Source organism: Streptomyces chisholmiae (assembly GCF_031845445.1).
In the GTDB taxonomy this organism is placed as follows: domain Bacteria; phylum Actinomycetota; class Actinomycetes; order Streptomycetales; family Streptomycetaceae; genus Streptomyces; species Streptomyces chisholmiae.
The window spans coordinates 1-557 of the sequence record NZ_JAVREO010000081.1 but is presented as its reverse complement, the minus strand read 5'-3'; the positions used below and the strand labels follow the sequence as shown (position 1 = coordinate 557).

Genomic DNA, 557 nt, shown 5'->3' with positions numbered 1-557 from the left:
GGCACCGGCCGCACCAACCGATAATCCGTCACCCCCAACGGACCAAACGACCCATCAAACGCACCAAACACCACATCCCCCACCCCCACACCCGACACACCAGAACCCACACCCACCACCACACCGGAGGCCTCGCTCCCGACGCGCCAGCCGAAGTCCGGCACCACCTTGAGGGCGACGCCGGCGTCGCGGAAGTTCACGCCGGAGTACCACAGCTCGACCCGGACCTGTTCCGGCTCCAGCGGGGCCAGCAGTTCCGGCCGGTCCACCAGGGAGATGTCGCTGATCTGGCCCTGGCCCTGGCGCAGCTGCCAACTCCAGGAGTCCGCCGGGGGGATGAGGGAGGCAGCGGTGGAGACCGGGGCCAGCCGCGCGGCCAGCACCCGACCATCCCGCACCGCCAACTGCGTCTCCCCCGCCACCCACACCCCGGACCCACCCTCAGCCACATCCAACAACCCAAACCGACCCGGATTCTCCGACTCAGCCGACCGCACCAACCCCCACACCCCAGCACCCACCAGATCCAACACATCCTCCCCACCCACCGACACCGC

Annotated in this window: 1 protein-coding gene; it reads right to left on the bottom strand. The window is 69.3% G+C overall.

Annotated elements, in window-relative coordinates:
* Window positions 1–497: alcohol dehydrogenase catalytic domain-containing protein (locus tag RM844_RS32150; protein ID WP_394814649.1), on the bottom strand; the 497-nt coding region annotated here is incomplete at its 3' end.
* Window positions 498–557: the final 60 nt, after the last annotated feature.